Source organism: Streptomyces silvisoli, from assembly GCF_029269905.1.
Lineage (GTDB): Bacteria > Actinomycetota > Actinomycetes > Streptomycetales > Streptomycetaceae > Streptantibioticus_A > Streptantibioticus_A silvisoli_A.
In genome coordinates, this window is record NZ_JARJBC010000008.1 from 143,202 (window position 1) to 166,364 (window position 23,163).

The window sequence follows — 23,163 nt, forward strand, 5'->3', positions numbered from 1 at the left end:
ATGAGCGTTCGGGTTCGTCGCGCGCTGCCCGGGGAGGCCCTGCGGGGTGCCCACAGGACGGGCCGGGCGGACATGCCGCGGCCGCGCGCGCGGCGGCAACATGGCGGACGCTGCCAGTCGTTCCTGTACTGCGAGGAGTACCCAGCCAATGCCGTCGTACCTGTCGCCCGGGGTCTATGTGGAGGAGGTGGCCAGCGGCTCGCGCCCGATAGAGGGGGTGGGCACCGCAGTCGGCGCCTTCGTCGGGCTGGCCCCGGAAGGGCCGCTCAACGAGCCGACCCTGGTCACCAACTGGAGCCAGTACACAGCCGCGTTCGGCGACTTCACCGCCGGCTACTACCTCGCGCATGCCGTGTACGGCTTCTTCAACAACGGCGGCACGGCCTGCTACGTGGTGCGCGTCGGAGGCAACGTCGAGGGCACCTTCGGCGCCTCGCCGGACACCGGGGCCGCCTCGGACGGTGCGACCGGTGCCCCGGCCGCGCTGCCCGCCGGTGAGCCGCAGGCGCTCGGCGGATTCCGGGTGGCGGCGCTGCCCGCCGCGGCGGAGGCCGACGGTCCGGTCACCGTCGAGGTCACCGACGCCGAGGGCGACGGACCTGCCGACCGGTTCCGGCTGCTGGTGAAGACCGGGGACCAGGTCAAGGAGACGCTGGACGTCACCGCCAAGCGCGGCTCGCGCGCCTACGTGGTCACCCAGGTCAAGGAGAAGTCCCGGCTCATCACCGTCGAAGAGGCCGTACCGGCCGGGCAGTTGGCCCGCCCGGAGAACCAGGCCGTGGCCCTGCCGCTGCCCGCCCCCGCCGCGCCGGCACCGTCCCGGGGCAAAGCACCGGCCGACGGTCGGCTCACCCCCCAGCAATACCTGGGAGACTCCGCGGACCGCACCGGCTTCGGCGGGTTGGAGGCCGTGGACGAGATCACCATGGTCGCGGTCCCCGACCTGATGGCCGCCCACCAGGCGGGCGCGCTGGACCACGAGGCCGTCAAGGCCGTTCAGTTGGGTCTGATCGCGCACTGCGAGCAGATGGGCGACCGGATGGCGATCCTCGACCCGCTGCCCGGGCTCAACGCCCGTCAGGTGCGGGTGTGGCGGCAGGACACCGCTGGTTACGACTCCAAGTTCGCCGCCCTGTACTACCCGTGGGTCAAGGTCTTCGACCCGTCCGTGGGCCGGGCCGTAATGGTCCCGCCGAGCGGGCACATGGCGGGCATCTGGTCCCGCAACGACTCCGAGCGCGGGGTGCACAAGGCGCCCGCCAACGAGGTGGTGCGCGGCGCCGTCGACCTGGAGCTGCAGATCACCCGCGGCGAGCAGGACCTGCTGAACCCGATCGGCGTCAACTGCATCCGCGCCTTCCCCGGGCGGGGCGTCCGGGTGTGGGGCGCGCGCACCCTCGCGTCCGATCCGGCCTGGCGGTACCTCAACGTCCGGCGGTACTTCAACTACCTGGAGGAGTCGATCCTCCTGGGCACCCAGTGGGTGGTCTTCGAACCGAACGACGAGGCGCTGTGGTCGCGCATCCGGCGTAACATCTCGGCGTTCCTGGTCAACGAGTGGCGGAACGGCGCCCTGTTCGGCTCCACCGCCGAGGACGCCTTCTACGTCAAGTGCGACGCGGAGACCAACCCGCCGGAGTCGGTGGACCTGGGACGGGTGGTGTGCGAGATCGGAATCGCACCGGTCAAGCCCGCCGAGTTCGTCGTCTTCCGGATGGCCCAGCACTCCAGCGGCGCGGGCGAGTTGGACGAGTAGCCCGGCGCGTCGGGCCATCCCTTCCGGAAACTAGAAACGAGGACCACGGAGCATGTCTCTCCAGCCTGGTGATGCCCTCACCTCGCACAATTTCGGACTGCAGATCGACGGCGTGATGGTCGAGTACCTGCAGTCGGTCGAAGGCCTGTCGATCGAGCAGGACGTCATCGAGTACCAGCAGGTCTCGGCGGCCGGAAAGCCGGTCGTCAAGAAGCTGCCGGGCGTGAAGAAGGCCGGGCAGTGCACGGTCGTGCGCGGCGCCACGCAGAGCGCGTCCTTCTCGCAGTGGATCAACCAGTCCATCGCGGGGAACATGGGCGCAGCCCGCAAGAACGCCAGCATCATCTTCATGGACTACATGAACAACCCGGTCAAGCGGTACCACCTGCGGAACGCCTGGTGTTCGAAGGTGGACGCCAGCTCGGCGAAGGCGGGCGAGGCGTCGGCGCTGACCGAGACCGTGACCATCACCTTCGAAGAACTGGTCATTGAGTAATGCGCCGTCAGATCGCCGGGCGCGCTGAGGCCAAGGTTCCGGCGCCCGCGCCGGAACCCGAAGCCTCGGTGCCTGCGCGGGAGTCGGAACCGCGAGCGCTGCGCACCGAGTTCGACTTCGAGCTCCCGCGCGGCTACGTCGACGAGTCCGGCACCGTACACAGGCACGGCACCATGCGGCTCGCGACCGCGCGGGACGAACTCGTCCCCCTGCGCGACGTGCGCGTGCAGGAGAACTCGGCGTATCTGTCGGTGGTCCTGCTCGGCCGAGTGATCACCCGGCTGGGCACGCTCCCCGTGGTGCACGACGGCGTGGTGGAGGAGATGTTCGCCTCGGACCTGGCCTTCCTGCAGGACTTCTACCGGCAGATCAACTCCGAGGGCCACACCAGGGCGGCGGTCAGCTGCCCGAACTGCAAGGACACCTTCGAAGTGGAGATCGGCGGGAGCCGCCTGGGGGAATCGTGACGTACGCGGCCGACCAACTGCACGAGGAGGCCGCGTACATCGCCTACCACTTCCACTGGGGTCTGGACACCATCCTGGACATGGAGCACCGCGACCGGCAGCGCTGGGTGAGCGAGATCGCCGCGCTCGTGGACCGTGCTGAACGGGGGGCATGAGATGCGGCTCCCCGGACTTCGGCGTGCACGCGGGGCGGTGGCGCGCGGGGCGGTGGCCCCCGAACCGGCGCCGCCCGCCGCGTCTGCCCGTGCGGAGTGGCGGCAGGTGCCACCGCCCGCGCCGCGTGCCGGACTGACGGCGGTCGGCGCGCGCGCCGATTTCGGCAACTCGTTGACGGCCTGGCAAGACCCGTCGTTCTCAAGCGGGTTGACGCACCTCGTCTCGCCCGTGGCGCCAGCCGGGGTGGTGCACGGGCTGCTGCGTGCTGTTCCGCCGTCCGGTGAACGGCTCCCGGGCCACAGCCCGGCGGTCCCGCTGTTGCCGGTAGCCCGGCGGGAGCCGCCGGGGGCGGACGGGTGGGCGGAGTCCGCGGCAACCGCCACGCGGTCGACGCCCGCGGTACGGGTGCGGGCGGTGTCCCGCCCTCGGGCGTCCACCGTTCTCCCGGTCCCCGGCACGGCCGCCTCCGGCCTGGGGGCACCCGCCGCGCCAACCGCGCCGGAAGAGACGGTTCCCGGTCCTGCGGCGCCCGGTGCGCGGCCCACGCCCGAAGGGACGGCGCCCGTGCAGGCGGCGCCCGCGTCCGCCGGGTCGACCTCCGGTAAGGCGGCGTCCGCTGCCGAAGCGGCGGTGCCCACTCCGGTGGCGCCCACTCCTGAAGAGGCGGTGCCCACTCCCCCGACGCCCGCCATGCCAACCCCGCCCGGCGGGAGGGCTTCCGCTCCGGCGGCCCCCGTCGCCGAGGCGGCCCCCGTCGCCGAGGTGGTTTCCGAGCGGTCGGCCCCGGTGCGCATCGAGCCGCCCGTGTCGAAGGCGGGAGCGGAGGTCCCGACCGATCCTGCTTCGGCTCAGGCGCCGGGGGTTGCGACGCGTGCCGCTCTGGGTGCGCCGCTGGGTGCGGTCCCTCCGGGGGCGCGTCGGCTTTCGGGGGGCGCTTCGGCGGCGCCCGCGCCCGCTTCGCCTTCCCGCCCTGCGCGACCGCGCCCGAACCAGAAGGCCGGCCTGGGCGCGCCCGTGCAGCGCCGTGTTGACACACCGCCGCCCACGACCGCACCGGAGGGCGGACGGCCCTCGGTCGCGAAGAGGGCGGATGCGGCGACCTCCGGGACCACCCCACCTGATGAGCCTGAGCCATCCTCCGGGAGTGCCGCTCCTGTTGGCGCGTCTGCTCAACGTGACCACCGTGGTGGGCAGTCGGGGACCGCTCCGGCGCGTGTCAAAGAGGCCCCTGCGGCAACGAGCAGTCGGCCTGTGCCGTCCGCACCGCACGTGAGCGCCGCCGCCACGCCCGAAGCGGAAGTCGGAGCCGTGTCCGCGTCTCCGACGGCGACCACGGTTCCGCGCACACGCGACGCGCAGCACGGTGGCGCGTCGTCAGCGGACGCGCGAAGGGCGCCGATGTCCCGATCTGTGCCGTTGTCCTCGGCGGCGGAGCGGACCGTACAGTCAGGCATCTCCAACGTGTCGAATCCGCCGAGCGGTTCGGTGGCGAAGCGGGGAAGTGCCAGTCCGGCAGTGGGCATCACACCCGCGGTGCGCGCGGATCGGCCACGGCGCGCCGGCTCGCAGCGTCCGGCTCCGGAGGTCCAGCGGTCGGTCGAGACCCCGCGGTTTGCCTCAACTGCCCCCGTCCGCAGGTGGCTTCAGACTGCCGCTCCGACAACTCCCGTACGGTCCAATGCCGTTCCGGGTGCCGCCGCCCGCCCGGTCGTCCCGGTGCAGACCGTTCCGGTACCCGCTTCGCCGCGACGCTCCCCCGACGCAGCCGCTCCAGCCCCAGCCGCATCCACGCGTACGGAGATCCGCAGCGCGCCGACGTCCGGCGCTTCCCCACGCGGGCTGCACCCCGCTAGTGGAAACCCGGCCGCACCCGTGGCGGTCCCCCAGCGCTCCGGCATGCCCACCGCACCATCGGCCGCAGGCACCCTGCCGCCCGCCGCGGGTCCCGCAGACGTGAGCGGGGTGACTGCGCCCGGGCTGACCGCCCGGACACCGGCCGCGCACCCCTCAGCCGCCTCGCCGTCCGCGCTGCCCGGACCCAACGGCGGGGCCGCCCCCGCCGCGCCCAACGCTCCGGTTCCGGTCGCACGTCGGGCCAGCGGCCCCGGAACGACCGCACCCACGCCCGCCCTCAACCCGCACCCCTCGGCCGCACGAACCCCCGCGGCAGGCAACACCGGCGCGGGCCATCCCCCGATTCCCGTCGCGCGACTTGCCGCCGCCCCCGGGACGACCGAGACCACGACTGCCCTCAACAGGCACTCCCCGGCCACACCCGCTTCCTCGGCAAGCGCCCCTTCCGCACCCAGCGCCGCGATCCCGATCGCGCGTCTGGCCGCCACCGTCCCGGGGACGACCACACCCGCTCCCGCCCTCAACGCGCACCCCTCAGCCGTACCGCAGTCCCCCGGCGGTGCCCTCGCCGCACCCAGCGCTCCGGCTCCGGTCGCACGCCTGGCCGCCACCCCCGCGCCCCCACCGGCCCCCAACGCGCACCCCTCGGCCGTACGGCCGCCCGCTGGGGCGAGCAACCCCGGTGCGGCCAGTACCCCGGTCCCGATCGCGCGACTTGCCGCCACCCCCGGGACGACCGTGCCCGCACCCGTCCCCAACCCGCACCCCTCGCCCGTAGCGCCGTACCCTGCCGCCCCCGCGCGCAGTGTGACTGCCGGGCGCGACGCCCCGATTCCGGTAGCACGCCTGGCCGCCGCCCCCACAGCGGCCGCGCCCACACCGGCCCCCCACGCGCACGCCGCAGCCGTACGGCCGCCCGCTCCTTGGCCGGGCCAGGCGGCTCCCCCGGCCCTGGCGCAGACGGTCGGCATGTCCGGCCGCACCGCCGCCCACCTCCCCGTAGCGCGCGCCGTACCCGCACCGTCCCGGTACACCGCGGCGGAGACCGCCGCCCCAACACGCCCCACGCGTACGGCCACCGCTCCACCGCCGATCGCCCTGCAGGCCTCCACCAGGCCACGCCCCGCCGCGCAACCCGGGCCGCCACAAGCGGCCCCGAAGCCGCAAGCGCCTCGGCAGTCCGCGCCGAAGCCGGACGCGGGGCCGACCCCAACGGGTGCGCGGGCCCTGAGCGACCCCGAGTTGGACGTGCTGGCACGCCGCCTCGTCGGACCGCTGGCCCGACTGCTGCGAGCCGAGCTGCGGCTGGACAGGGAGCGGTTGGGGCGGCTCCGCGATCCACGCCGGTAAGTAGGCGAACCAGCAACCCCACCATCCCCACCAGGAGCACGACGTGACCACCGCCCAGCAGGACCCCGGGTCCTCCATCTTCTTCCGGCTCACCATCGACGGGCTGGACCTCGGTCTCTTCAACAGCTGCGAGGGCCTCGCCGCGGAGGTCGAGGTGCAGCAGTGGGAGGAAGGCGGGAACAACGGCCACGTCTGGCAACTCCCCACGCGGGTACGTCACTCCACCATCCGGCTCTCCCGGCCGCTGACCCACGAGACCGCCAAGGTGACCAGCTGGATCTCCTCCATCGCCACCGGAATCCGCCGTCCCACCGCGCAGATCGTCGCCCTGCGCGCGGACGGCAGCCAGGTCGCCCAGTGGGGGCTGCTGGAGGTGCTGCCGGTGCGCTGGCAGGGACCGTCGCTGGACCCGGCCTCCCCCGCGGTGGCCACCGAGACCCTTGAGATCACCCACCACGGCTTCACCGACGCCGGAGCGGCCTGATGTCTCCCAGTTCATCCAGCACCACCGGCGGCGGCATGCGGCGCGCCTCGCTCCGGGTGTACGAGCCGCCCACCGATGTGACCGCGGGGCCCGGCGGGCTCCTCGCCGAACTGCCCCTGCAGTACAACCCGTCCACCATCGACCTGCGCAAGAGCGCGAGTTGGGAGCCGGGCCGGGCGATCGGATTCCAGCGCACCTCACCGCCGCAGTTCCTCAACGCGGACCCGCGGGTGCTCTCCGTCCAGGTCCTGCTGGACGCCTCGGACCAGCCCGGAAGCAGCGGTGTCCGCAGCCGGGTGGAGACCCTGCTCGCCTGCTGCGAGCCGACCGAGGCCAGCCTGTCCCGCAAGGCGCCTTCACCACCGTGGGTGCGCATGGAGTGGGGAACCTTCTCCTCCATCGGCTTCGACGCCTGCGTCACCTCGGTCGACGTCAGCTACACGGTCTTCTCGCCGGGTGGCGAACCGCTGCGCGCCACATGCTCGTTGACGTTGCAGGAGGTGCCCGGCCAGACACCCGGCCAGAACCCGACCTCGGGCGCGCTCACCGCCCGCCGTGTGCACCGCACCGTCGCCGGGGACTCGCTGCAGTCCCTCGCGTGGCGCGAGTACGGCGATCCCGGTGCCTGGCGGGCCATCGCCGAGGCCAACGGCATCGATGACCCCATGGTCCTCTCCCCCGGCAGCGAACTACTGCTGCCCGCGGCCGAGGAGTTGGCGCCGAGCCATGAGTGAGACTCCGTACACCGAGGTTCTCCAGGTCACCCTGGACGGCCGCCCACTGACCTCGGCCCTGGCATCCCTCCTTGTGGAGGGCTGGGTGGACGCCAGCGTCAATGTCCCGGCGGCCTTCCAGCTGACCTTCCAGGACCCGCACCACCAGGTGCTGGCCGCGCTTGGCGTCAGGATCGGTTCACGCGCCGTACTGCGCGGGCTGGCCGACGGCAAGGACTCCGGAAAGCCGCTCCTCACCGGCGAGGTCACCGCTCTGGAAACAGACTTCGACGGGGCCGGGGCGTTCACCGTGGTCCGTGGACTGGACTTCGGCCACCGTCTGCTGCGCGGCCGCCGGGTGGCCGGATACCGGGAGATGACCGCCTCCGACATCGCCCGCCGGATCGCGGCGCAACACGGCCTCACCGTCGGCCGTGTCGACTCCACGGCGACCGTCTACCAGTTGGTCACCCAACCTGGCGTGTCGGACTGGGAGTTCCTCAACCGGCTGGCCGACGAGAACGACGCCGAGGTGGTCTTCACCGACCAGGGCGAGTTCCAGTTCGTGCAGCCCAAGCCCGCCTCGGGCGCGCCCGCGCCCAGCACGCCCGCCAAGTCCAGCCCGTATGTGGTCGAGAAGGGCCGCAACCTGATCCGCTGCCGGGTCGGCGTCACCGCGTCGGACCAGGTGACGAACGTCCAGGTACGTGGTTGGGACGTGCACGCCAAGCGGCCGCTCACCGCCCGGGTCAGCGCCGCGGACAGCGACGAGCTGAAGATCGGGCTCACCCCCGGCAGCGCCGCGGCCCCCTTCGGCACCGCCGAACTCCTCGGCACGGACGTTCCCTACGACACCCAGTCCGAGGTGGAGCACGCCGCCGACGCGCTGGCCGCCGACACCGCCGCCGCCTTCGCCGAGTTGGAGGCGGAGTTGCGCGGTGACCCGTGGCTGCGCCCGGGCGTCCCCGTCGCGCTCAACGGTATGGGCGTGCCGTTCGAGGGCCGCTACACCGCGACCGCCGTACGGCATCACTTCAGCGCCGGAACCGGCTACCGCACCTGGCTTACCGTCAGCGGCCGCCAGCACCGCACCCTCTACGGGCTGGCCTCCGGCTCCGGGTCCGGGGCGGCGCTGGAGCAGCGGCTGTCCGGGGTGGTGATCGGCACCGTCACCGACGTCCAGGACCCGCTGGAGCAGGGCCGGGTGAAGCTCAACTTCCCCTGGCTCTCGGATGACTACGTCTCCGACTGGGCGCGCACCGTGCAGTTCGGCGGCGTCCGCGGCGGGGGCGTGATCAGCCCCGAAGTGGGCGACGAGGTGCTGGTCGCCTTCGACCGGGGCGCTCTCGACCACCCCTATGTGCTGGGCGGGCTCTACAACGGGCGGGACAAGCCCTCGCCGCACGATGTCCCGCTGACCGACGGCACCAGTGGCCGGGTCAACCGGCGCAGCCTGGTCTCGCGCAGCGGCAACCGGCTGGAGCTGCTGGACGCGCCGGTCTCCCCGCGCGGCGTACGGCTGCGCACCGGGGACGAGTCGATGACGGTGCACCTGGACCAGACCGGTACCGCCATCACCATCCGCAGCGACGGCGAAGTGAGCATCACCGGCACCAGGGCCGTCTCGGTCACCAGCCAGGGCCCACTCACCCTGCGCGGGGCCGTGGTCAGCATCAGCTCGGAGTCCGAACTCTCCTTCAGCGCCGTGGAGGTGAACACCGCGGCGACCGCGGTCACCACGGAGGCCACCGAGGTCAACACCACCGCGGCCTCCGTCTCCACGGAGGCCACGACCGTCTCCATGGAGGGCGTGGTCACCGCGAACGGAGCACCAGTCGTCTGATGGAACACAGCACTATGCGAGGAGCGCACCCATGAGCGGCCAGTTCGTCGGCTCGGGCTGGGCCTTCCCGATGCGTACCGACGCCTCCGGGGCCATCGCGCTGGTCTCCGGCGAGCAGGAGGTCGAGGAGGCGATCCGCCTCGTCCTGTCCACCGCCCCGGGCGAGCGCCCCACCCGGCCCGAGTTCGGCTGCGCCATCCACGAGTTGGTGTTCGCTCCGGTCAACGGCTCCACCGCGGGCCGGATCGCGCACGACGTTCGCGCCTGCCTGGACCGCTGGGAGCCGCGGATCGAGGTGCTGGACGTGGAGGTCTCCGCCGACCCGGAACGCGCGGTCGTGCTGTACATCGACGTCCGCTACACCATCCGCGGCACCAACAACCCGCGCAGCCTGGTCTTCCCCTTCTACGTCATCCCCTCGCACGAGGAGCCTGGCGCGGCCGACGGCACCGATCCGTCCGACGCCGCTGCCGCGCTCCCGGCCGCAACCGCCGGAAAGTAGTGAACCGCGCATGGCGCTGCCCTCTCCCAACCTCGACGACCGTCGCTTCCAGCAGTTCGTGGACGACGCCAAGCGCTATGTGCAGCGGCGCTGCCCCGAGTGGACGGACCACAACGTCTCCGACCCCGGTGTCACCCTCATCGAGGCCGTGGCGCACATGATGGACCAGGTCAGCTACCGGCTGAACCGGGTGCCCGACCGGAACTACCTGGCCTTCCTGGACCTGCTGGGCTTCACCCTCTTCCCGCCCGCCGCCGCCCGCGCCGATGTCACGTTCCGGCTGTCCGCCCCGCAGGAGCAGCCGATCGTGCTGCCGCCCGGCACCGAGGTGGCCACCCGGCGCACCGAGGTCGAGGAGGCGGTGGTCTTCGCGACCACCGGCGAACTACGCGTCGAACCCTGCTCGTTGGACGCGCTGCTGGTCCAGCACGGCTCGGGCGGCGCACCCGCGGACCGCACCAACGAGCTGCTGGACGCCGGGCGGGACCTCGCCGTCTTCCAGGAGGAGCCGCAGGTCGGCGACGCCGCCCTGTTCGGCCTGTCCGGCCCGGTGCCGCACTGCCTGGTCGCGCTGCGCCTGGACAGCCGGGTGGACGGCGTCGGCGTCGACCCGCGCCAGCCGCCGTTGCGCTGGGAGGCGTGGACGGCGGACGGCTGGGCACTCTGCGAGGTCGAGGAGGACAGCACCGGTGGCCTCAACCGCCCCGGCGAGGTGCTGTTGCACGTGCCCGGCGGACACGAGCGCACCCGCATCGGCCGCCGCGAGGCGGGTTGGCTGCGCTGCCGGGTGGTGGCCGCCGAACCCGGCCAGCCGTTCTACTCGGTGAGCCCGACCGTGCGCGCGGCGAGTGCCTTCACCATCGGCGGCACCACCGCGGTGACACACGCCGAGACGGTGCGCGGGGAGATCCTGGGCGAGTCCACCGGGGTGCCCGGGCAGCGCTACGTCCTCGCCCACGCACCGGTCGTCGCCGACGATCCGCCGGTGCTCATCCAGACCGCCGCGCCAGGCACTGGTGCCTCCGACGAGGACGGGGGCTGGCGGTCCTGGCAGGTCGTGGACGACTTCTCGGCCTCCAGCCCCACCGATCGGCACATCCGGCTCGACCTGGCCACGGGCGAGGTGGTCTTCGGCCCGGCGGTGCGTCAACCGGACGGCACCATGCGGCAGTACGGCGCCGTACCCCAGCGCGGTGCCGTGGTCCGCGCGGCCAGCTACCGGGTCGGCGGCGGACGCCGGGGCAACGTCGCACGCGGCGCCATCTGCGTGCTGCGCAGCTCCATCCCGTACATCGCGGGCGTGATCAACCGCGAGTCCGCCACCGGCGGGGTGGACGGCGAGACCGTCGACGAGGCGAAGCTTCGTGCCCCCATCACCCTGCGCACCCAGGAACGCGCCGTCACCCAGCGCGACTACGAGGAGCTGGCCCGCCGTGCCGCTCCCGGCGTGGCCCGGCTGCGCTGTCTCTCCGATCCCGAGGAGCCGGGCGCGGTGCGGGTCCTCGTCGTCCCGCGCGCCGTGCCCGATCCCGGCGGCAGGCTGCGCTTCGAGCAACTCGTGCCGGACGACGAGCTGTTGGCGACGATCACCGAGTACCTGGACGATCGCCGCCCGATCGGCACCCGGCTCGCCGTCGGTCCGCCGTACTACCAGGGCGTGACCGTGGTCGCCACGATGCACGCCTTCGCCGGAAGCGCGGGCGACAGGGTCCGGGCGGCGGCGAACGAGGCGCTGTACCGCTACCTCGACCCGCTCACCGGCGGGCCGAACGGGACCGGCTGGCCGTTCGGCCGCCCGGTGCACGCCGGTGAGGTGTACGCCGTCCTACAGCGGGTACCGGGTGTGGAACTCGTCGACGAGGTGCTGCTGCACCCGGCCGATCCGCTGACCGGGTTGCGCGGCGAGTCGGCCGACCGGATCACGATCGCCGCGGGCGCGCTCGTCTTCCCCTTCGACCACCGGGTCCGGGTGATCGTGTGAACGCTCCTGCCGAGGGTGCGTCGCGCGGCGGCGTCGACGGCCTGCCCAGCCCCCATCCTCTGGGCGAACGCCTCCCGGCGGTCTTCGCCCAGGACGATCTGATGCAGCGCTGGGTGGCCGGACTTGACGATCTGCTGGCGCCACTGCTGGTCACCCTCGACTGCTTCGACGCCTACTTGCGCACCGACCTCGCCCCGGAGGACTTCGTGCTCTGGCTGGGCAGTTGGCTCGGCGCGGAGAGCGGTCCCGACTCGAACGGCGCGCGCCTGCGGGCGGCGGTCGCCGCGGCGGCCGCGCTGCACCGGGTGCGCGGTACGGCGGCGGGGCTCGCGGAGGCGGTCCGACTGGCGTTCGGGGTGCGGCCGGAGATCGAGGAGAGCGGCGGCGCGAGTTGGTCGGCGCGCCCGCTGGGGGCCTTTCCCGGCGGGCCGGTACCCGGTGTCGTGGTACGGCTGCGGGTGCCCGATCCTTCGGCGATAGACCGGCGCCTGCTGGAGGAACTGGTCGCCGCCGCCCGCCCGGTGCACGTGCCGTACCGCGTGGAGATCCTGCCGTCGCCGCCCTCCGGCGGCTTCGGTCCGCCTCCTCCACCCGGATTCGGTCCGCCGCCCGCCGAGCCCGCGCCCCCACGGGAGGCCGATCCGCCGCCCACCGCAGACCCCCGTACGCAGGCCCTCGTGGACAACGGACAACCGAAAGAACAGTGATGACCGACGCGACTGGAAACACGGCGATGACCTGTCCGGAGTGCGGGGCGACCGGACAGACCGAGTCGTTCTGCACCGAGTGCGGAGAGTTCCTGCGCTGGCAACGCGGCGACCAACCGCCCAAGTCCAAGGCCACGCCGTCCACCACGCCCGCATCCAGCGCGCCCCCCGCCGTGGACCCGCGGCTCGCCCACGGGCTCCCGACGGTCCCCCCCGTCGGCGAACCGGTGGCGGACAACCCGTACCGGACCACGCCGCCGGCCCCCGTAGCGGGCGCGACCGGGCCCGACCTCCACCACCTGGAACGGCAGGAGGAGCCACCCACCGAGGAGGTGCCCCCCTACGGCGAGATCATCGATCGCACCGAGCGCGCCCGCGCCCTCATCGTCCCCGTCCAGGAGCCCACTGCCGGGCAGTCCGAGCCGGACACCCCGGCGGGCCCGGTGCTGCCCGGTCGCGCCGACCAGCAGCGACCGCGCCGGGTGCGCCGGCTCGCCCCGGAGGAGGAGCCGTACGACGGGGTGGCCTGCCCCGTCTGCGGCACCGTGAACCCCGAGTCACGGCACTACTGCCGCCGCTGCGCGGCTCTGCTCACGGTCACCGGCCACACCGAGACGCCGCCGTGGTGGCGCCGCATCTTCCGGCGCGGCGCCAAGGGGCCCGAGCGCATCCCGATGGCCGGTGAACGGCCGCGCCTGCGCGGCCTGCGGGCCCGCTGGCCGGTCTGGGCGGTCCGCGCGGCGATCGCGGTGGCCGTGGTCGTCTGTCTGGTGCTCTACACCGGGCAGGCGGTCAACGCGATCGAGGACCACTTCACCCACCCGGTCCCGATCCACGCCCAGACCATCACGGCCTCCCACTCCGACCCCGGCCACAAGGCGTCCAACCTGGACGACGGGTACAACAACACCTGGTGGGGTGACGGGGTGGCCGGTAACGGCGGCGGTCAGTACATCACCGCCGACTTCGGCCGCCCGGTGCACCTGCTGGACCTCGGTATCACTCCGGGGACCAGTACCCAGCAGGACGTCTACTTCCAGCAGGCCCGCCCCCTGGAGATGGAGGTCACCCTCTACCACGCCGACAACACCACCACGGTCCAGCGCATCACCCTCGACGACCGCCCCGGCTTCCAGGTGTTCTCCGTCCGGGGCTCGGACGTGCAGATGCTGCGGCTGACCCTGGAATCCGCCTATGGCGCCTCGGCGAAGACCGAAGTCGCCATCGCGGAGCTGGAGTTCTTCGGTCGCAGCACCGCGGGCACCGCCGACGGCACGGGCACCACCGGCTGACCGGGCGGGAGTCCCTCACGGTTCCCGAGCCGCCTGGACGGTTCAACCGCGGACGGACCGCAGCGAACAGGCCAGGGCCACACCGCCGCTCGTATGGTCCTCACCTGCCCGGGTCCCCGGCCGACGGACCGGCCGGGGACCCGAACGAAAACCGCGTGGTGGGCGCGAGGCCGACGACCGTCAGTTCTCCCACACCTTGTACGCCCGCACGACGAACGGCGATTCGGGCACCCACGTCCCCGACGGGTACGTGGTGAACTCCCCAGTCTCCGCGCATGTTTCGCTCTGGTACGTCGTGACGGGCCGTCCCAACCGGTTGGCCAGGGAGGCCTGCGTCACCCCTTCAGGCAGGGACGTACAGCGCTCGATGCCGATCTGGGCCAGTTCGACGGTCTGCCGCTGCCCCCGGTATCCCGTTTTGGGCCACAGGCACAACTGGCCCGCCGCACAGGCCCCTTGGCTGCCGCCGCCCTGCGCGGGCCGCGCGTTCGCGCTTGTGACGGACGTGCCCGCCAGCACGAGGGCGGCGACGGAGGCGGTCAAGGCGACATCACGGATCGTCCGCATGGTGATCACTCCCCAAGATCGTCGGTGTGACGAGTCTCACGATCCGTGATCATCGCCGTCAAGCGGGCTGTGGTGTAGCGGCCCCGATGTGATAGGGGATGCGCGGAGCGACACGGACGGCGGACCGCATCACGCGGGATTCGCCGCGGGCCGGTAGCGGAGCAGGTCGGTGTGGACGCTGTCGACGTACGGCTGAATGCGCTTCAGCGCGGGGCCCTGCTGTTGCACGACCCAGGTGGCGGTGCGGTAGGCGGCGGCGAGGTTGAGCGCGGGATCGCCCGGGACACCTTCGAGTTCGGGGGCGATGGCGCACAGCATCCTGCCCAGCGCGGGGATGGACTCCTCAGGAGTGAGCGGTGGTTTCGGGACGGCTCCCTGCCCGTTCGGCGGCAGGTAGTACCGCAGGACGCGCGGTGTCCAACGGGCGATGCCGTACTCGTCCCTGGCCGGGTCGCTGAGGGCGGGGTCGAATCCGCTCTCCGCCTTGAGGATGGCCGCCACCAGTGCGGGAGTGACCTGCGGGCCGTCGCACATGGTGCCGGCCTGGACGATCAGTTGCCGGTAGCGCGGTGGGATGCCGGCGTCGGTGCGCAACCACCGTGCGTCGTCCCGCAGCCGGGTGGCGGCCGTTGCCGTGTTCGGCCGCCGCGACGTCCGGTGGCGCCGCGTGCGAATCCGCCTCGGGGAGCGATGCGGGTGGGCGGGTTATGAGGTTGTGGGTGTCGAGGCGGCGCTGTTCCCAGTGCTCCGGGTCGCCACCACAGGCGTTCACGAAGGCGGCCAGCACGGCGGCACTCGGCAGGCGGTGTCCGGCGGCGGCAGCGGCCAGGGTGGAAGCCGAGTAGTGGGTACGCGCGGCGAGCAGGCGGTAGGACGGGCTGCCGGCTTGGCGGCGTAACTCCCGCAGGTCGTGGGCGAATCCGGCCAGCGGCCCGCGCAGGGGATCAAGCGGCCTTTCCTGACGTCCCAACTTTCATTCCTTTTTCATTCCCCCCTGCAACGGTCTGGTCGCGGGGGGAGTGCGATGTCCAGCGATTGTCAGGAATTTATCCGACGAGGTCGCCCGGCCGGGACGAAGTACGCGAGGCCGGTTTGAATGGGCCCGGCCCACAGGCGGGAGCCCCTCCGCGCGAGGGGGCAGACACCGCCTGCCCGCCCACCGCTCAAAGCCGTTGAAAGGAAAGCGCGTGCGCAAAAGACGAGTTGTCGGCGTCCTGGCCGGAGCCCTCGGGGTGCTGCTGGCCATGACCGGCGTCACGGGCGCGTCCGCCGCCCAGGCCGGATCCGGGGAGCGTGTCTTCAACGCCATGCAGATCATCTTCAGCCCGGACATGCCCAATGCCTTCTGCACGATCGGGGCGGTCGGCACCGACAAGTACGGGCGCGAGATCGCCATCTCGGCGGGTCACTGCCTGCGTCCCGACAAGAGGTACTCCGACCGTGACATCCCCGAGAACATCCAGCCCGTCTACGACCGCGGCGACGTCGCGTTCGGCCCCATCGGGTACGTGCGGTACTTCAAGGACCCCGAGGGCTCGACGGTGGGGCATCCCACCAAGGACTACATGATCATCGAGCTGGTGCCCGCCGTGACGCCCTCCTCGCAGGGGCCGTACCTGAAGGAGACGGGCGAGGTGGAGGCCGCCGGCGGGCAGCCCAGCCCCAATGCCCTCACCCCGCCGCTGGACGACGAACGCCTGCTCGGCGCCGGCTTGTTGGACGACAACGAACTGGTGGTCTCCGGTCAGCTCGGCGTCTACTACGGGCGCATCACCGACAACTCCAAGGGCGTCTACCAGTCCTGGGCCGCACACAAGGACGGCGACTCGGGAGGCCCGGCGATCTGGCACGTGCCCGGCAGCGCCTACCCCTCGGCCCAGAACAACTTCCAGGCGGCCGGCCCCTGGGCCGGCATCACCAAAGCCGTCGTCGCGGGCGTCCCGCCGTTCGTCTACACCAGTTCGGCGAACATCCTCGCCGACCTGCGCGCCCGGGACGCCGCCCACCCCGGCGTCTACGGTGCGGGCTTCCACGTCACCGACAACCCGTAGACCGCCCCGCCCCACTCGCGACGCCCACATCACACCCACTGACCACCCCTGTTGGAAGGAGAATGTCTCATGAGACCGCTGCTGACCGGCGCACGGAGCCGTTTCCCGTTGCGCGCCAAAACGGCCGCCGCCGCGACCGCGCTGGCGGCGCTGACCGTGTTCGCCGGGCCGGTCGCACACGCCGACGCTCCCTCGATCCCGAGCTTCACCAACGGCTACGGCCTGACCCAGGTCTCCGGCGCCACCGAGGTGCGCTCCGCCACCGACTTCACCATCACCGTGACCAGCCAACAGCTGTCCGGCCAGCACAAGATCCGCATCTTCCTTCCCCGTGACTACGCGGCCGACCCCGGCAAGCGGTGGCCGGTGGTCTACTTTCTGCACGGTGGCGGCGGAACGGTGGACGACGCCGCGGCCGCCCCGGCGCTGCGTTCCGACTCGGCGATCACCGTGGTCCCGGACGGCGGCCTGAAGGGCTGGTACGCCGACTGGCTCATGCAGAACACCGCCGCGGGCGCGGCGAACTGGGAGACCTTCCACATCGGCCAGGTCGTCCCCTTCATCGACACCAATCTGCGCACCATCGCCGACAAGGGCCACCGGGCTGTCACCGGCGTGTCGATGGGCGGTTACGGCGCACTGCACTACGCCGAGTCCCACTCCGACGTGTTCGGCCATGTCGCCTCCCTGTCAGGCGGCATCGACTTCGGCATGCCGGCGGTGCGCGGGGCTGTCCTGGCCACCGAGCTCAATCTCACCGGCGCGTGGTGTGCCGTCAGCACATCCAGCTCCTCGGGCGCCGGCCAGTGCACCGGTTACGGCCCCTACGTCGACAGCGACGCGATCTTCGGCTCCCCGTACCCCGTCCTGAACGCCGATCACATCTGGAACGAAGTCAACCCCGCCGCCCCGGCCAACCTGGCCAAGCTCGCCGGAGTCGACGTGACGCTCTACACCGGCAACCAGGGTCCCATCGACAACTTCACCGAGATCGCCGCCCAGAACGTCAAGTCAGGTCTGGACAAGCTCGGTTACCCCAGCCGCCTCGTCGACTACGGCAACGGTTCGACCCTGGCCTCCACCTGCGACGGCGGGCACAACTACGGATGCTGGGCCCCCGCCGTCGCCGACTACATGAGCCACCTGCGCGGCGCGTTCACCACGACCAGCTGACCCCGACGGCAGACGGCCCGCCGCGTGACCGACTACTCGATCTGCACCCGCACCGCACCCCGCCCGGACGCCGTGTGGACCGCTCCCAAGGCGCAGATCGTGGGCAACAACACCTGGCCGGTGAGCCACTGGGGCAAGCCCCAGCTCCCCTACCTCTACGGCGGATACATCCACCCGGGCAGCGCCGGCGCGACGTCACTGACCCTGATCGTGTCGCAGTGGAACGGACAGCAGGGGCAGTCGCCGTACCGGGTCGTGCAGTACGACGGCATCAACCCGTAGCGGTGCGTCAGGCGGTCAGCGCACCGCTGACCGCCGAACCCGCCTACAGGTGCTTGGCGTTGCGCAGCCCCGAGGCGTAGAAGCCGTTGCCGTCGAGCCGGGCCGTGCCCAGCAGCGGCATGTCCGCCCGCCTGCCCCGCGACCGATGCCGACGCGCTGCGTTAGCCGCGGAATTCGGCACGGCTTTTCTCCCCGTCTCTACATCACATTGCGTTTGCGCACCCATGGCAGACACGCCTTTACGAAGCGTTGACCAGCCTATGCCAACCCTTGACACACACAACGCACAATGCACAGCACGGCAGATTCCCAACCCTCCTATTCCGTCGCACAGTTGACGGCCACAAAGTCCGCGTGAACACGGTCGACTTGTGGCACACACCATGCCGCCGCTATTGGTGTGTAGGGTCTTTCTCCGTGCGTTCTCCTTCCCTCTGGCGCCCGCGCTGGCGCGCCGTCACACTCATCACCGCCCTTGCCGTGGCGGCGGTGGGCACCGTCGTCATCTGGCAGTCGCGCAGCGCTCAGGAAGGGGAGTCCGTGCCCCCGTCCCAAACCATCGATCTGCCCCGGCGCATAGGCGAGCACATCTCCGGCCTTCCCAAGGAAGGGGGCTACCGGATACCTGGCCGCGGGGAGCGGAGGGCGATCGCGACCGGTGTCGCGCTGGTCCTGGACAAACGCCTCGACGCCGCGCGCCAACGACTCGCCGCCGTCGGCTACACGGTGCGCACCCTTCGCGTGTCCGGCACGGACCGCGAGGTCGCCGAGGTCGCCGAATCACCCGCCACGCACCGGGGCTGGGGCTGGGTGTACGTCGACCTGGCGCACCCGGTGCGCTGGAGCGTGCAGGCCCCGCATCCGCGCTCCGACCTGTACACGGAACTGCTCGCCGGAGACCTGTTCACCAGGGCGCCGGGCGGAGTTCTGGTCCTGGCGGGCGCACCGCGCAACGCGGGCGAGGGGAACGCCGCCGATGTGGCACATCGGGAGGACTCCGTCTTCGGCGCGGTGTGCGACATGCTGGTGGCACGCGGATTGCCCGCGATCCAGGTGCACGGCTTCGCCGACGCCAGTTCCCCCGACCACGACGTCATCGTCTCCCCCGGCCCCGCCGAGCCCAGCCGCCCGGTGCGCGAGGCGGCCCGCCTCCTGTCGGACAAGGGGTTCCGGGTCTGCCGCGTCTGGCGGGAACGCTGCAGCGGCCTCGAAGGCACCACGAACGCGCAGGGCAACAAGGCGGCGGACAACGGGGTCCCGTTCCTGCACGTAGAGAACAGCTTCACCGTACGAGCCGATCCGGCGTCCCGCCAACGCGTCGCCGACGCCTTGGCGGCGGTGGCTCGCGGCTGGGAGTGAGGTGTCCTCGGGATGGCACGGGCGAACCTGAGGCATGGTGCGCAACGGTCCCGACGGCGCGCTGACGCTGGGGCGCGGCGCATGCAGCCGGGCGGGGTGAACTCGTACCCGCCGCGGCAGGCTAGCCGGACAGTGTCGCTTCGATGCCCGCCAGGACCGCGTCCAGGCCTTTCTCGAAGCCCCGGTCGAAGTCCTGGAACATCTCACGGCCGGCCTGCGCGGCGAGCGGATAGGCCGCCAGGCGCTCCGCGCGGGCGTCGACGTCGTAGCCTTCGGTGCCCTCGAACGGGTTGGGTCCCACGGCCTGTTCCTCGATGCGTTAAGGGCAGACTTCGAATTGGCAACTTAACGACGTTAAGGAGATCTCATGGCTCTCCTGGAGACAAGCACGCACGTCTACGTGCTGATCGTCGGCGCCGGCCCCACCGGCCTCACGCTCGCCGTCGACCTCGCCCGGCGCGGCGTGGACGCGCCGGTCGTCGAACGCGGCCCGGCCCTGTTCCCCGGCTCGCGCGGCAAGGGGCTCCAGCCGCGCACACTGGAAGTCCTCGACGACCTCGGCGTCGTGGCCCAGGTCCGCGCGGCGGGCGGACCCTACCCGGCGAACATGATCTGGAAGGACGGCGAACGGCTGGGCGAGCAAACCCTGTTCGACGCCACCGAGCCGTCGGAGGCCGAGCCGTACGCCGGATCATGGATGCTGCCGCAGTGGCGCACCCAGGAGATGCTGTACGAGCGGCTGCGCGAGTTGGGCGGTCGGGTCGCCTTCGGGCAGGAGGTGGTGGGCCTGGCCCAGGACGCGGGCGGGGTGACCGCCGAGTTGGCGACCGGCACCACGGTGCGGGCACGGTACGCGGTCGCCGCCGACGGGGGGACGCTCGACGGTGCGCCGACTGCTCGGCGTCGGAATGACGGGCGAAACCGTGGACCCGAACCCGATGCTGGTGGCGGACGTCCGGGTCAGCGGACTGGACCGCGACAACTGGCACATCTTCCCGCCCGCCCAGGAGACCGGCGAGGGCCTGCTGGGCCTGTGTCCGCTGGTCGGCACGGACGACTTCCAGCTCATCGCGCAGTTTCCCCACGGTTCGGCCATCGACACGTCCCTGGACGGCATTCGCGAGGTGGTCGCCGCGCGCTCGCACCTGACTGGCCGTCAAGTGACCCAGGTGCGTTGGGCATCCGAGTTCCGGCTGCGGGCGGCGCTGGCGGACCGGTTCCGCGTGGGCCGGGTGTTCCTCGCGGGCGACGCCGCGCACGTGCACTCGCCCGCGGGCGGTCAGGGCCTGAACACGAGCGTCCAGGACGCGTACAACCTTGGCTGGAAGCTCGGCGCGGTGCTGTCCTGCGGGGCGCCGGAGGCCTTGCTCGACACGTACGAGGAGGAGCGGCTGCCGAACGCCGCCGACATGCTGAGCCTGTCGACCCGTGTGCACCACGGTGAGGTCCGCCGGGGCCGAGCGACCCAGCAGTTGGGGCTCGGCTACCGTAAGTCGTCGTTGGCCGTGGAGACCCGTCCGTGCCTTCCCGAGGACACGCTGCACGCGGGTGACCGCGCACCGGACGGCCGCCGGGGCGGCGTACGCCTCTTCGACGCGTTCCGGGGCACACACTGGACGCTGCTGACGGTCGGCACCGACGCGGAGCTGCCCACGGTCCCGTTCCCGGTGGTCCGCATCCCGCCGTACGAGGCGTACGGCACCGGCGTCTTCCTCATCCGCCCGGACGGCTACGTGGGCTGGGCGGGCGCGTCGGCGGACGGTCTGGTGGAATTCGCGACCGCGGTTGGGGCTCTGGGCGCATAGCAAGCCGGCCGGACGGCGGTCCGTCGTCGTCGAGCTGTGCGCGGTGAGAGCGAGCCGCCCATTTCGACAGGCCGTCAGGACTCGACATACCGCAGCACCGGCATCATCCGCAGTTCGTCCGTGGTGGACGGCTCACCGGTCTCGACACAGCGGTTGAGTTCCTCGGTGAGGGAGCGCGCGTTCAGACCGGCGCCGATGAAGACGAGCCGGGTGCTGCGCGGCTCGCTCTCGCCCCAGCGCCCCAGGCGGAAACGCAGGTACTTGCCGACGGTGTGCAGGGCGTACTTCTGCTTGGCTCCGGTTTCACCGAAGTCGACGAAGCCCTTGATGCGGTAGATCCCCGTGGGACCGCCGTCCAGGAAGTCCATCATCTTGCGCGGGTTCATCGGCCGCTCGGAGACGAAGCTGACCGTCTCATAGGCGGAATGCAGGTGATCGCAACCGTCGGCGTGGTCATGGGTGTGGTCGTGATCGTCGGTGCGCAGGTCGTCGAAGGACAACTGCCTCACCGCCGGCTCCCGTGATGCCCTTCCTCTCCGGTCGAACAGCAGCTCCGGGTCGATTCGTCCGTGTGCCGTCGCTACGACCGGGGTCCGCGGGGTGATCCGGGACACGGCAGCCAGCAGTTCTTCGCGCTGCGGCTCGCTGAGGCGGTCGCTCTTGTTGAGCACGATCAAGTCAGCGCACTTCAGGTGGAGTTCGATATGTGGATGCCGGGTGCGGGTCTCTTCGAACTCCACACCGTCGACCACCTCCACCAGGCCCCCGTAGGCGATCCGCTGGTTGTCGCTGGCCAGGACCATGCGGATCACCTCCTGGGGTTCGGCGAGTCCGCTCGCCTCGATGACGATGACGTCGATGCCGGCGCTCGGCCGGGTGAGCCGGTGGAGCATCTCGTCCATGTCGCTGGTGTCGACCGCGCAGCACAGACAGCCGTTCCCCAGCGAGATCATCGAATCGACCTGACCGGCCACGCTGAGGGCGTCCACGTTGATGCTGCCGAAGTCATTGACGACCACTCCGATGCGCACCCCGGCCCGGTTCCGCAGGAGGTGGTTGAGCAACGTGGTCTTACCCGACCCCAGGAACCCCGCGAGGATGACAACGGGAATCCGGTGCTTCGACAACGTGGGTCCTCTTCACGACGGCGTGGCGGGCGCCTTCGAGGCTACTACCCGTCCGGCGAGGGGACCCGCGCCGGGGCCGGGCCCTCCCACGAGCCGGACTCGGCCGGGGGTGGCACCGCGGCGGCCTCAGCGTGGCAATCCCCTGGCTCACCGGCGCGAGGGCGACACCACCCACGGTCGCGCTAGTGTGCGCGCGTGAGTCTTCATGTGGTTTTGGGGTTCGGGCCCGCCGGGGCGGCCACTGCTCGACTTCTTGCCGAGGAGGGCCATTCGGTAAGGGTCGTCACCAAGTCGGGCCGAAGCGCGGAGCCCGGCATCGAGCACATCGCGTCGGACGCGACGGACAGCACCCGACTGATCGAGGCGGCGCGGGGCGCGGACGCCATCTACTGCTGTGCCGCACCGCCCTACCATCGCTGGGCGAGCGCATGGCCGCCACTGGCCTCGTCGGTCCGCGCGGCGGCCGAGGCGACGGGTGCCGTCCTGGTCATGCTGGGCAATCTCTACGGCTACGGTCCGGTGGACGGCCCCATGACCGAGGAACTGCCGCTGGCGGCGACCGGCCCCAAGGGGCGGGCGCGCGCCACCGTTTGGGAGCAGACGCGCGAACTGCACGAGCAGGGCCGTATCAGGGCGGTCGAGGTGCGGGCCTCGGACTTCTTCGGGCCCGGCGTGACCGACGGCGGGCATCTGGCCGCACGGGTCATGCCACGACTGCTGCGCGGCAAGCCGGTCTCGGCGCTCGGCGATCCGCAGGCCCCGCACAGCTGGAGCTATCTCCCCGACGTGGCCAGGGCCCTGGCCGAGGTGGCTTGTGAGGAACGGGCCTGGGGACGGGCCTGGCACGTGCCGACGCAGCCCGCGCTGTCCACCCGGGAGATGGTCGACCGCCTTGCCGCCGAGGCGGGAACGGGGCCGGTCGCGGTGCGCAGGCTGTCGCCAGCCGTGCTGGGCGTCGTGTCGGTCTTCTCCCCGCTGATCCGTGAACTGAAGGAGATCCGTTACCAGTTCGACCGCCCGTTCATAGCCGACTCCAGCGCTTACGAAGCCACATTCGCGGTACGGGCCACCCCCGTCGACGAGCAGATCAGGGCGACGGTCGCCTGGTGGCGCGAGCGACTGGCCACCACCGGGTGACATCCGCTACGGCGGAACAGGCAAGAGGCCTCGTACGCACGCGGTTCGGAGGTGTAGCTTT

At 71.8% G+C, this 23,163-nt stretch carries 21 protein-coding genes and 3 pseudogenes; 18 read left to right on the forward strand and 6 right to left on the reverse strand.

Going from position 1 to position 23,163, the window contains the following annotated elements; genetic code table 11:
* Nucleotides 1-148: 148 nt before the first annotated feature.
* From P3G67_RS15310 to P3G67_RS15365, 12 genes and pseudogenes are all read left to right on the forward strand, one after another.
* Entirely contained in the window at nt 149-1,756 is a 1,608-nt protein-coding gene (locus P3G67_RS15310; RefSeq protein WP_276093985.1) for a phage tail sheath family protein, read from the forward strand.
* A gap of 52 nt (nt 1,757-1,808) precedes the next feature.
* The gene (locus P3G67_RS15315) at nt 1,809-2,252 is read left to right on the forward strand and encodes a phage tail protein (protein WP_269857404.1); all 444 of its coding nucleotides are present in this window, start codon (nt 1,809-1,811) and stop codon (nt 2,250-2,252) included.
* Nucleotides 2,252-2,719, forward strand: coding sequence for a hypothetical protein (locus P3G67_RS15320; RefSeq protein WP_269857403.1), 468 nt, complete (start codon nt 2,252-2,254; stop codon nt 2,717-2,719). Before P3G67_RS15315 ends, P3G67_RS15320 begins: the two co-directional genes overlap by 1 nt.
* Nucleotides 2,716-2,874: a DUF6760 family protein gene (locus P3G67_RS15325; protein ID WP_269857402.1), complete on the forward strand. Its 159-nt coding sequence runs from the start codon at nt 2,716-2,718 to the stop codon at nt 2,872-2,874. Before P3G67_RS15320 ends, P3G67_RS15325 begins: the two co-directional genes overlap by 4 nt.
* A 1,897-nt stretch (nt 2,875-4,771) precedes the next feature.
* Complete coding sequence (locus tag P3G67_RS15330; protein WP_276093986.1) at nt 4,772-6,079, forward strand: hypothetical protein; 1,308 nt, start codon at nt 4,772-4,774, stop codon at nt 6,077-6,079.
* Nucleotides 6,080-6,122: 43 nt separating this feature from the next.
* Nucleotides 6,123-6,563 (forward strand): phage tail protein, encoded by a 441-nt coding sequence (locus P3G67_RS15335; RefSeq protein WP_269857400.1) that lies wholly within the window; start codon nt 6,123-6,125, stop codon nt 6,561-6,563.
* Nucleotides 6,563-7,297, forward strand: a complete 735-nt coding sequence (locus P3G67_RS15340) for a CIS tube protein (protein ID WP_269857399.1) — start codon at nt 6,563-6,565, stop codon at nt 7,295-7,297. Before P3G67_RS15335 ends, P3G67_RS15340 begins: the two co-directional genes overlap by 1 nt.
* Nucleotides 7,290-9,119, forward strand: coding sequence for a VgrG-related protein (locus tag P3G67_RS15345; protein WP_276093987.1), 1,830 nt, complete (start codon nt 7,290-7,292; stop codon nt 9,117-9,119). Before P3G67_RS15340 ends, P3G67_RS15345 begins: the two co-directional genes overlap by 8 nt.
* 31 nt (nt 9,120-9,150) lie before the next feature.
* On the forward strand, nt 9,151-9,621 hold the full coding sequence (locus tag P3G67_RS15350) for a GPW/gp25 family protein (RefSeq protein WP_269857397.1): 471 nt from the start codon (nt 9,151-9,153) through the stop codon (nt 9,619-9,621).
* 10 nt (nt 9,622-9,631) lie between these two features.
* Nucleotides 9,632-11,602, forward strand: a complete 1,971-nt coding sequence (locus P3G67_RS15355; RefSeq protein WP_276093988.1) for a putative baseplate assembly protein — start codon at nt 9,632-9,634, stop codon at nt 11,600-11,602.
* Nucleotides 11,599-12,150 (forward strand): annotated as a pseudogene (locus tag P3G67_RS15360) (phage tail protein); the annotation flags it as partial. The gene P3G67_RS15355 and the pseudogene P3G67_RS15360, both read left to right, overlap by 4 nt.
* A 158-nt stretch (nt 12,151-12,308) precedes the next feature.
* Nucleotides 12,309-13,601, forward strand: a complete 1,293-nt coding sequence (locus P3G67_RS15365; protein WP_276093989.1) for an NADase-type glycan-binding domain-containing protein — start codon at nt 12,309-12,311, stop codon at nt 13,599-13,601.
* Between the two features lie 180 nt (nt 13,602-13,781).
* Here P3G67_RS15365 and P3G67_RS15370 read toward each other — a convergent pair whose 3' ends face one another.
* The 3 genes and pseudogenes from P3G67_RS15370 to P3G67_RS15380 form a co-directional block, all read right to left on the reverse strand.
* Nucleotides 13,782-14,168, reverse strand: coding sequence for a peptidase inhibitor family I36 protein (locus P3G67_RS15370; protein WP_276093990.1), 387 nt, complete (start codon nt 14,166-14,168; stop codon nt 13,782-13,784).
* A gap of 129 nt (nt 14,169-14,297) precedes the next feature.
* Nucleotides 14,298-14,762, reverse strand: coding sequence for a hypothetical protein (locus P3G67_RS15375; protein ID WP_276094108.1), 465 nt, complete (start codon nt 14,760-14,762; stop codon nt 14,298-14,300).
* Nucleotides 14,763-14,916: 154 nt separating this feature from the next.
* Nucleotides 14,917-15,138 (reverse strand): annotated as a pseudogene (locus P3G67_RS15380) (helix-turn-helix domain-containing protein); the annotation flags it as partial.
* A 217-nt stretch (nt 15,139-15,355) separates the two neighbouring features.
* Here P3G67_RS15380 and P3G67_RS15385 point away from each other — a divergent pair.
* The 3 genes from P3G67_RS15385 (at nt 15,356) to P3G67_RS15395 (ending at nt 17,674) form a co-directional block, all read left to right on the forward strand.
* Complete coding sequence (locus P3G67_RS15385; protein WP_276093991.1) at nt 15,356-16,219, forward strand: hypothetical protein; 864 nt, start codon at nt 15,356-15,358, stop codon at nt 16,217-16,219.
* A 69-nt stretch (nt 16,220-16,288) separates the two neighbouring features.
* A complete protein-coding gene (locus P3G67_RS15390; protein WP_276093992.1) occupies nt 16,289-17,392 on the forward strand; it encodes an alpha/beta hydrolase in 1,104 nt (367 codons plus the stop codon).
* A gap of 24 nt (nt 17,393-17,416) precedes the next feature.
* Nucleotides 17,417-17,674 (forward strand): DUF4185 domain-containing protein, encoded by a 258-nt coding sequence (locus tag P3G67_RS15395; protein WP_276093993.1) that lies wholly within the window; start codon nt 17,417-17,419, stop codon nt 17,672-17,674.
* A gap of 43 nt (nt 17,675-17,717) precedes the next feature.
* Here the strand turns inward: P3G67_RS15395 and P3G67_RS15400 are convergent, their stop codons facing one another.
* The gene (locus P3G67_RS15400; protein ID WP_276093994.1) at nt 17,718-17,855 is read right to left on the reverse strand and encodes a hypothetical protein; all 138 of its coding nucleotides are present in this window, start codon (nt 17,853-17,855) and stop codon (nt 17,718-17,720) included.
* Nucleotides 17,856-18,091: 236 nt separating this feature from the next.
* On the opposite strand from P3G67_RS15400, the gene P3G67_RS15405 reads away from it, so the two are divergent.
* On the forward strand, nt 18,092-19,033 hold the full coding sequence (locus P3G67_RS15405) for a hypothetical protein (protein ID WP_276093995.1): 942 nt from the start codon (nt 18,092-18,094) through the stop codon (nt 19,031-19,033).
* A gap of 121 nt (nt 19,034-19,154) precedes the next feature.
* Here P3G67_RS15405 and P3G67_RS15410 read toward each other — a convergent pair whose 3' ends face one another.
* Nucleotides 19,155-19,349, reverse strand: a complete 195-nt coding sequence (locus tag P3G67_RS15410) for a TetR/AcrR family transcriptional regulator C-terminal domain-containing protein (protein WP_276094104.1) — start codon at nt 19,347-19,349, stop codon at nt 19,155-19,157.
* Nucleotides 19,350-19,400: 51 nt separating this feature from the next.
* On the opposite strand from P3G67_RS15410, the pseudogene P3G67_RS15415 reads away from it, so the two are divergent.
* Nucleotides 19,401-20,838, forward strand: a pseudogene (locus tag P3G67_RS15415) (FAD-dependent oxidoreductase).
* Between the two features lie 74 nt (nt 20,839-20,912).
* Here P3G67_RS15415 and P3G67_RS15420 read toward each other — a convergent pair.
* Nucleotides 20,913-21,965 (reverse strand): CobW family GTP-binding protein, encoded by a 1,053-nt coding sequence (locus tag P3G67_RS15420; RefSeq protein WP_276093996.1) that lies wholly within the window; start codon nt 21,963-21,965, stop codon nt 20,913-20,915.
* Nucleotides 21,966-22,160: 195 nt separating this feature from the next.
* On the opposite strand from P3G67_RS15420, the gene P3G67_RS15425 reads away from it, so the two are divergent.
* A complete protein-coding gene (locus P3G67_RS15425) occupies nt 22,161-23,102 on the forward strand; it encodes an NAD-dependent epimerase/dehydratase family protein (protein WP_276093997.1) in 942 nt (313 codons plus the stop codon).
* The last annotated feature ends 61 nt before the right edge of the window (nt 23,103-23,163 follow it).

Coding starts and splice junctions, on each gene's coding strand:
- P3G67_RS15310 (WP_276093985.1), top strand. CDS start 149: ATGCCGTCGTACCTGTCGCCCGGGGTCTATGTGGAGGAGGTGGCCAGC.
- P3G67_RS15315 (WP_269857404.1), top strand. CDS start 1,809: ATGTCTCTCCAGCCTGGTGATGCCCTCACCTCGCACAATTTCGGACTG.
- P3G67_RS15320 (WP_269857403.1), top strand. CDS start 2,252: ATGCGCCGTCAGATCGCCGGGCGCGCTGAGGCCAAGGTTCCGGCGCCC.
- P3G67_RS15330 (WP_276093986.1), top strand. CDS start 4,772: ATGCCCACCGCACCATCGGCCGCAGGCACCCTGCCGCCCGCCGCGGGT.
- P3G67_RS15340 (WP_269857399.1), top strand. CDS start 6,563: ATGTCTCCCAGTTCATCCAGCACCACCGGCGGCGGCATGCGGCGCGCC.
- P3G67_RS15345 (WP_276093987.1), top strand. CDS start 7,290: ATGAGTGAGACTCCGTACACCGAGGTTCTCCAGGTCACCCTGGACGGC.
- P3G67_RS15350 (WP_269857397.1), top strand. CDS start 9,151: ATGAGCGGCCAGTTCGTCGGCTCGGGCTGGGCCTTCCCGATGCGTACC.
- P3G67_RS15355 (WP_276093988.1), top strand. CDS start 9,632: ATGGCGCTGCCCTCTCCCAACCTCGACGACCGTCGCTTCCAGCAGTTC.
- P3G67_RS15365 (WP_276093989.1), top strand. CDS start 12,309: ATGACCGACGCGACTGGAAACACGGCGATGACCTGTCCGGAGTGCGGG.
- P3G67_RS15370 (WP_276093990.1), bottom strand. CDS start 14,168: ATGCGGACGATCCGTGATGTCGCCTTGACCGCCTCCGTCGCCGCCCTC.
- P3G67_RS15390 (WP_276093992.1), top strand. CDS start 16,289: ATGAGACCGCTGCTGACCGGCGCACGGAGCCGTTTCCCGTTGCGCGCC.